Source organism: Rhodococcus sp. 06-1474-1B, assembly GCF_002258885.1.
GTDB classification, from domain to species: Bacteria; Actinomycetota; Actinomycetes; order Mycobacteriales; family Mycobacteriaceae; genus Rhodococcoides; species Rhodococcoides fascians.
Genome location: NZ_NOYR01000002.1, coordinates 20,878 through 28,008, shown reverse-complemented (window position 1 = coordinate 28,008; position 7,131 = coordinate 20,878). Strand labels below are relative to the sequence as shown.

Below are 7,131 nucleotides of genomic sequence, written 5' to 3'. Positions count from 1 at the left end.
TTTCAATCGCCCCTTCGGGGTGAGCAAGGCATTAGCGTGTGACACGAGGACCTCTCGGTTGTCGGTGCAGTTGTGGTAACCACACCGATACCGGAGGTCCTCACCTATCTGTCGCTGCCACGCCGTCCACAACGTCCCTGCTCATTACAACTAGCCACAACCATCAGTCTCGGCGAGGTCCTTGAAATAGCGGGCGACGGGCCACCGCTCGAAACCACTCTTCTCGTAGACCGACCGCGCCGGCGCATGACCGGGATCGTCACCGGTCTCGACCATTACCATTCGCATTCCGGCGGATCTCACTCGCGCGAAAGACCGATCGAGGAGCGCCCTTCCGACGCCGGCTCGCTGCTGAGCTGGGTCGACCACCAGGACGTACACCTCACCCATGTCGTCGTTCGGGTGCAGGCGGGTACAGACCCAGCCGACCGGCGTGTCACCGTCCACGGCCACGTCCACGCTCTCGGGTTCGTCGTCGACGACGGATGCGAGATCGTCGTACTGACGCGCCTGCCACCCCTGGGGATAGAAGGAGTCGTACACGAACCACGGGACCGCCTCCTGCACGAGCGGAAACACCGGTTCCCACGCGCGAAGCGACAGCGCGAGCAACTCGGCCCGATACCGGGGGACGTACGGCACGATGGTGACCATCGGACCGAGTGTAGGTTGCAGCATTCGAGCGAGGCGGCGGTTCGACCGTCACACCGACTGCCGCACGCCACCCCCATTGCGCCGCAGCACTATTGGGTCGAAAAAATTCCGAAAAAGTGCCGAAAAGGTCTTGGCACTCGCTGCATTCGAGTGCTAATTTTTGTGTTGCACAGTTGAGGAGCGCCTCGCCACAGGGGCGAGCGCATCTGGGTACAGGAGGTGGTTGCTGTGCTTCGTTTCGATCCGTTCCGTGACGTCGATTCGCTCACCTCGGCATTGTTGGGTGCGTCTACCGGTTCGGACCGCGCACCGCGATTCATGCCCATGGATCTGTACAAGGTCGACGATCACTACGTACTCAGTGCCGACCTTCCCGGCGTCGACCCGGGGTCCATCGACGTCGACGTCGATCGCGGCACATTGACGCTCACCGCGCAACGAACCGTGCCGGAAAGCTCCGGCGTGCAGTGGATTTCATCGGAACGGTTCGCCGGAACGTTCCGTCGACAGATCTCACTGGGTGACGGCGTCGACTCCGAGCGAATCTCGGCGTCCTACGACAACGGCGTCCTGTCGATCACAATTCCGCTTGCCGAGCGAGCGAAGCCGCGCAAGGTAGACATCGCTCGTGCAGAGCTGACCGGCGAGCAGAGATCCATCGAACACCAATCGACCTGATCCGTCACGCGCACAAGCACATCGAGCACTGTCGAACTACTCAGGGAGGGTGATGCATATGGAAACGGATACCGTGGTCTGGCCGGAATCTCCCGATCGTGACCAATGGTGGCGCACGGTTCTCGGGGTCGGGACCGAGATCCGTGAATGCGCTACGGCCGATCTACTGGATCAGCAGCGAGCAGAGCCGGTCGACGACGACCTCTACCCGCACGTACCGCGAGAGCCCGTCGCTGCGTGATCCCAACGACCGCAAGGCCGGCACCGACATTCGGTGCCGGCCTGCGTCATTGCCGCACCGAGTAACTGGTTACGAGGCCAGACATCACAGGACCAACGAGTAGAACGTGCTCGACGGGTCAACGACGTAGTCGCCGAACGGGGGCACTTCGTTGAACCCGTGTCGCTCGTAGAGGCGTCGAGCTGCGGCGAAGTAGTCCTGGGTGCCCGTCTCGAGGCTGACGCGCTCGAAGCCCAACCGCCGCGCCTCCGTCAGAACGTGCTCGAGCAGTTCGGACGCCACCCCGCGGCCTCGCGCGAAACTCGAGGTGCGCATCGATTTCAGTTCTCCGTGTTCGGGAGTGAGTGTCTTCAGCGCGGCAATGCCGAGCAGTGCCCCGGCCTCCCACGCCGTCCACACCCGCATATCCGGCCCGCGCAGACCCGACAGATCCAGTGCGTGAACACTCTCTGCCGGTGACGTCGCGTGCATGTCCGCAAGGTGCTCGACGAGCAACGCACCGACCTCCGGCCGCGACAGATCGTCGACCTCGAGACGCATGCAACCTCCTGTCGTGAGTGGAAGTTCGACCCCTGCTACGAAGTACCACTCACCTGCGGCGAAGCCGCTCCAAAGCGTCGAACATCTTGAATCGTCCACTCGTGGGCACGGTTTCGATGTCGTGGCCGGTGACGCCCCAGCCCGCCAACAGGGTGTTCGCTGCCTGCAGTCCGGTGGTGGCGGCACGTTCCATGAGAGCAACGGGCAGATCGATCCGAATGCCGTCACCCGCGAGTACCAGCGAGGGCTCGGGGGTACGCACGGTGGGCCGCTCGGCGAATGCTCCGAGGCCGAACATCGGGCAGTCGTCTCGCCATTCGGATCGTTCCGCGATCACCTCTGCCGCAGCGGTTTCCGGGTAGATCTCGTGCATGCGAGCCATCAGCTGCGCGCGGGTGACCTCCTCGGATTCCTCGGCAGCGTAGGCATGCAGTTCGACGACCGAACCTCCGGTCCTCGCTGCCCACTCCGCGGCCTCGTCCTCGAACCGCTCGAGCACACTGATGTTGTCGATCGGAGGCATGCCGCCGGTGCCGATGAACGCGGGACGATCGGCATTCACCGCCTTGCTCAGCCACACGCGGTGGACCATGAAAGGCGGGGTGTTCTGCAGCGCGCCGATCTGCTTGCGCCACGCCGGCGTCCCGAGCTCGGGGGATTTCTCGAGCACCCGCTGCAATCCGGCGATGTCGGTAGCGAGGACCACCGCGTCGGCGTCGATGATTCCGCCGGCGTCGACGCGGAACTTGCGCAGGCCACCGCGGGTGATCTCGCCACACGGAGTGGACGTTCTGATGTCGACACCGAGACCACTGAGATACTCCCCCAACGGGTTCCACAGTGCCTGTGGGTAGGGATCGCGGGGGACGTCGAAGATCAGACCCTCGGAGGAGCCGAGGAAGTAGATGTGGAACATCATCGCCAGTTCGGCAGCCGACATCTCCTCCGGGTCGGCGAAGAAGCTGCGTGAGAACACCCCGAACGCCAGATGGCGTGCCGCTTCGGGAAAGTTGATGTTGCGCAGGAACTCCGCCGCGGGAGTGGTGTCGAGTTCGTCGAAGGTCTTCGGCACGCTCACCGTCATGAGTGGCAGGGCGGCGATTCCGTTGAGGTCGGTGAGGTCCTTCCACCGGAACGTCGGACTGCGCTTGACGAACGCGAACGCATTGAGCGGTGGCGTCTCGGGCAGCCCCTTGAATCCGTCGATACGACCGTCGCCGTCGATCAGCGGGTAGTCGTCGACCGGGCGTAGACGCGCCAGGTCTGGGTCGGTGCGGCGCAGCAGGTTTCGCAGGTTGTAGTACTGCCGGAAGAACGCGTGGAAGCCGCGGCTCATCGTCGCGGGCGAGCCGTCCTCCAGCGTCGTGTCCCATCCACCGACGCGGCCGCCGAGGTAGCTTTCGCGTTCGACCAGATGAACCTTGACGCCGCGTTCGGCCAGCGCGGTCGCGGCGCTCAGCCCCGCGATACCGCCGCCCACCACCACCACATGCGGGACGTCGGCCAGCTGGCCTGCGTCCGAATATCCTTGCACCGCAGCATGGGTGACCTTCTTGGAGTCGGTCAACGCTCTTCCTTCGCGGGTCGAGAGCCCAGGAACGTGTGCACCACACCGTTCTGCCATCCGGTCATCGTCTCTCGGGCGACACCGCTGTAGCCCGCACGCTGCATCCGTCGCATGAACGCCGATGCGCCGTCGAACGTGACGACGCTGCGCCACAGGTGCCGATACAACGTGGCGTCTCGCGTTGCGAGCCAGCCGAGCGGGATGATGATGCCCCAGCTCACGACGTTCCAGGAGATTCGAGCACGCAGTGAATCGTGCACCGAGTATTCGTGGAACGCGATCGTCGAACCCGGACGCAGCAGCGCCAGTAGCGATTTGAGTTCGGCGTCGGGGTCGTCGACGTTCCTGATCAGATATGCGGCCAGGATGGCGTCGAACGGCCCGTCGACTCCGTTCACGGCCAGATCCTCCACCCGCGAGTGCACGAACGTGACGTTCGACGGCCAGTCCTTGCTCCGGGCGACCTCGAGCATCTCGGCGGACGCGTCGGCGGCGACGATCTCGGCGTGCGGTGCCGCTTCGAGCAGCGCTGCGGTGGACGCACCCGTACCGCAACCGATATCGAGCAGGCGCAATCCGCTTCCGAGATCGGGAATGCGGAGGCGCTGCGCGGACTTGACGAGGTGCTCGTGGTAGCCGGGGTTTGCTCCGACGAGTCGGTCGTACGCTTTGGCACCGACGTCGAATGCGCCGGGAACTTCGTTTCGCGGCAGACCGCGCTTACCGACCTTCACAGTGCCTCTTCCTTGCTCACGCGGGCAGCTGGCCCATCCTGGACCGACACGACATCTCCGTGCTGCAACTGCCGTCCGCGGCGGATGTCCACGTCCCCGTTGACGCTGACCAGGCCGTCGGCGATGATGCCCTTGGCTTCGGCACCGGATTCGATCAGGTTGGCGAGCTTGAGGAATTGGCCCAGCCGGATCGATTCGTCGCGGATGGGGACATCGTGTGCATCGGACATGTCTCCATCCTGTACTAGCGGGCCGCTCGCTGCTACCAACGAGTCACATCGCGGCGCGGAAGCGGCGCAATCGCAGGCTGTTGCTCACCACGAACACCGAGGACAGCGCCATTGCAGCCCCGGCGAGCATCGGGTTGAGCATGCCCGCGGCCGCGAGGGGGATCGCTGCGACGTTGTAGGCGAACGCCCAGAACAGGTTGCCCTTGATGGTGCTCAGCGTGCGACGCGAGAGCCGGATCGCATCGCCGACGGCCCGTAGGTCGCCGCGGACCAACGTCAGGTCGCTCGCCTCGATCGCTACATCGGTTCCGGTTCCCATCGCGAGCCCCAGGTCGGCGGTGGCCAGCGCTGCCGCGTCGTTGATGCCGTCGCCGACCATCGCCACGACCTTGCCTGCGGCCTGCAGTTCACGAACGGCATCGACCTTGCCCGACGGCAGCACACCGGCAACGACCTGCTCGATGCCTACCTCCGCGGCGATCGTTCGGGCGGCGGCCTCGTTGTCGCCGGTGAGCATGACCGGCGTCAGGCCCAGCTCGCGCAGTTCTGCGACGGCCTGCTTCGACGTCGGCTTGACCGAGTCGGAGACCACCAGAGCCCCGCGGGCCTTCCCGTCCCACCCGATCGCGACGGCGGTGCGTCCCTGGCGTTCGGCGTCGTCGAAGGCGTCGGCCAGTTCCGGTGGCAGAGGCATCGACCAGTCGGCCAGCAGGCTGCGACGGCCGATGACCGCGGCGCGACCCTCGACGACGCCCTGGACACCGAGACCCTCGAGGCTGGCGAACTCCTCGACAGCCGTGGACTGGGTCGAACCTGCGATGGCCCGGGCGATGGGATGCTCCGAACCCGATTCCAACGCTGCCGCCACGGCACGGACCACGTCCTCGTCCTCACCGTCGGCCACGTGCACCGAGTGCAGTGTCATTTCACCGGTGGTCACGGTGCCGGTCTTGTCCAGCACGACGGTATCGATGCGGCGGGTCGATTCGAGCATTTCGGGGCCCTTGATCAGAATCCCCAGCTGCGCCGCCCGTCCGGTGCCGACCATCAGTGCTGTGGGGGTGGCGAGCCCGAGTGCGCAAGGGCACGCGATGATCAGGACGGCGACCGCCGCCGTGAAGGCAGCGGCCACCGAATTTCCGGTGCCGAGCCAGAATCCGAGCGTTGCCACCGAGATGGCGATGACGATCGGCACGAAGATTCCCGAGATACGATCGGCCAGACGCTGGGCCTGAGCCTTGCCGGTCTGCGCATCTTCCACCACCTTCGCCATCTGCGCGAGCTGGGTGTCTGCACCGACTCTGCTGGCGCGCACGGTGATTCGACCACCGACGTTCACCGTGGCTCCGGTCACCGCGTCGCCGGCCCCGACCTCCACCGGCACCGACTCGCCCGTCAGCATCGACCGATCGACGGCCGAGGATCCACTCTCGACGGTTCCGTCCGTGGCAATCTTCTCACCCGGACGAACGACGAACAGATCGCCGACGGCGAGCTGATCGATCGGAATCTGCTGTTCCTCATCGCCTTTCAGCACAGCGACGGTCTTGGCACCGAGGTCCATCAGTGCGCGCAACGCCGCACCGGCCTGCCTCTTGGACCTGCTCTCGAACCACCGGCCGGCCAGGATGAAGGTGGTGACGCCCGCAGCCGCCTCGAGATAGATATTGCTCGCCCCGTCCATCCGCGCGATCGTGAACTCGAACGGATGCGTCATGCCGGGCTCGCCGGCCGTACCGAAGAACAGCGCATACAGCGACCAGCCCAGTGCAGCAAGGGTTCCCATGCTCACGAGGGTGTCCATCGTCGACGTCCCGTGCTTCAGGTTGGTCCACGCGGCCCGGTGGAACGGCAGCGCTCCCCAGATGACGACCGGCGCGGCGAGAGTCAACGACAGCCACTGCCAGTTGGTGAACTGAAAGGCCGGAATCATGGCCATCGCGATGACCGGCACGCTGAGCACCGCCGAAACGATCAGACGCTGCTTCAACGGATCGACCGGTGTGTCGGCGTCGACCGGCTCGGCCACCGGAAGGCTCGCGGTGTACCCGGCAGCTTCGACGGCGGCGATCAGATCCTCGGTGGCGACGCCGTCGCTGGTGACTCGCGCCTTCTCGGTGGCGTAGTTGACCGTCGCCGATACCCCGTCGAGCTTGTTGAGCTTGCGTTCGATGCGGTTGGCGCACGACGCACAGGTCATGCCGCCCAGAATCAGTTCGGTTTCCGTACTCATCCCCGATTCCCTTCTGCCTCGATGACGAATGTGGCCGTGCGGACGACACCCTGATGCTGGAAGTCCGGATAGAGCGCAGATGTTCCGTCGTGCGACTCGTGGTCGGAATGCGTCGGTTCGCTGGGCGACGCGTCGGGTCCGATCGCGTGGCCGACGAACAGGGCAAGAAAGAAGACGAGGGCTATCCCGACGACGAATCCGACGAGCTTGGTCGGGGTGCCGAGTTCCTGTCGTGTGGAGTTCACATCCCTACC

Annotated in this window: 9 protein-coding genes; 2 read left to right on the top strand and 7 right to left on the bottom strand. The window is 65.1% G+C overall.

From position 1 onward, the window contains the following. Positions 1-150: 150 nt before the first annotated feature. Positions 151-654, bottom strand: a complete 504-nt coding sequence (locus tag CH266_RS00435; protein WP_032407809.1) for a GNAT family N-acetyltransferase — start codon at positions 652-654, stop codon at positions 151-153. 228 nt (positions 655-882) lie between these two features. Here CH266_RS00435 and CH266_RS00430 point away from each other — a divergent pair, with 228 nt between their 5' ends. Beyond that, a complete protein-coding gene (locus tag CH266_RS00430; protein WP_032371615.1) occupies positions 883-1,332 on the top strand; it encodes an Hsp20/alpha crystallin family protein in 450 nt (149 codons plus the stop codon). Positions 1,333-1,390: 58 nt separating this feature from the next. After that, a complete protein-coding gene (locus CH266_RS00425; protein ID WP_032371449.1) occupies positions 1,391-1,573 on the top strand; it encodes a hypothetical protein in 183 nt (60 codons plus the stop codon). 84 nt (positions 1,574-1,657) lie between these two features. Here the strand turns inward: CH266_RS00425 and CH266_RS00420 are convergent, their stop codons facing one another. Genes CH266_RS00420 through CH266_RS00395 form a run of 6 tightly spaced genes read right to left on the bottom strand, consistent with a single transcriptional unit; the run spans position 1,658 to position 7,122 of the window. After that, positions 1,658-2,113 (bottom strand): GNAT family N-acetyltransferase, encoded by a 456-nt coding sequence (locus CH266_RS00420; RefSeq protein WP_094651458.1) that lies wholly within the window; start codon positions 2,111-2,113, stop codon positions 1,658-1,660. A gap of 49 nt (positions 2,114-2,162) precedes the next feature. Continuing rightward, positions 2,163-3,680: an NAD(P)/FAD-dependent oxidoreductase gene (locus CH266_RS00415; protein ID WP_057473181.1), complete on the bottom strand. Its 1,518-nt coding sequence runs from the start codon at positions 3,678-3,680 to the stop codon at positions 2,163-2,165. Continuing rightward, on the bottom strand, positions 3,677-4,414 hold the full coding sequence (locus CH266_RS00410) for a class I SAM-dependent methyltransferase (protein ID WP_032381923.1): 738 nt from the start codon (positions 4,412-4,414) through the stop codon (positions 3,677-3,679). The genes CH266_RS00415 and CH266_RS00410 overlap by 4 nt, the downstream gene beginning before the upstream one ends. Then, a complete protein-coding gene (locus CH266_RS00405; RefSeq protein WP_094714453.1) occupies positions 4,411-4,644 on the bottom strand; it encodes an RNA-binding S4 domain-containing protein in 234 nt (77 codons plus the stop codon). Before CH266_RS00405 ends, CH266_RS00410 begins: the two co-directional genes overlap by 4 nt. A gap of 43 nt (positions 4,645-4,687) precedes the next feature. Then, the gene (locus tag CH266_RS00400; RefSeq protein WP_094714452.1) at positions 4,688-6,877 is read right to left on the bottom strand and encodes a heavy metal translocating P-type ATPase; all 2,190 of its coding nucleotides are present in this window, start codon (positions 6,875-6,877) and stop codon (positions 4,688-4,690) included. Then, on the bottom strand, positions 6,874-7,122 hold the full coding sequence (locus tag CH266_RS00395) for a hypothetical protein (protein WP_032385296.1): 249 nt from the start codon (positions 7,120-7,122) through the stop codon (positions 6,874-6,876). The genes CH266_RS00400 and CH266_RS00395 overlap by 4 nt, the downstream gene beginning before the upstream one ends. Positions 7,123-7,131 lie beyond the last annotated feature (9 nt).

Coding starts and splice junctions, on each gene's coding strand:
- CH266_RS00435 (WP_032407809.1), bottom strand. CDS start 654: ATGGTCACCATCGTGCCGTACGTCCCCCGGTATCGGGCCGAGTTGCTC.
- CH266_RS00425 (WP_032371449.1), top strand. CDS start 1,391: ATGGAAACGGATACCGTGGTCTGGCCGGAATCTCCCGATCGTGACCAA.
- CH266_RS00420 (WP_094651458.1), bottom strand. CDS start 2,113: ATGCGTCTCGAGGTCGACGATCTGTCGCGGCCGGAGGTCGGTGCGTTG.
- CH266_RS00405 (WP_094714453.1), bottom strand. CDS start 4,644: ATGTCCGATGCACACGATGTCCCCATCCGCGACGAATCGATCCGGCTG.
- CH266_RS00400 (WP_094714452.1), bottom strand. CDS start 6,877: ATGAGTACGGAAACCGAACTGATTCTGGGCGGCATGACCTGTGCGTCG.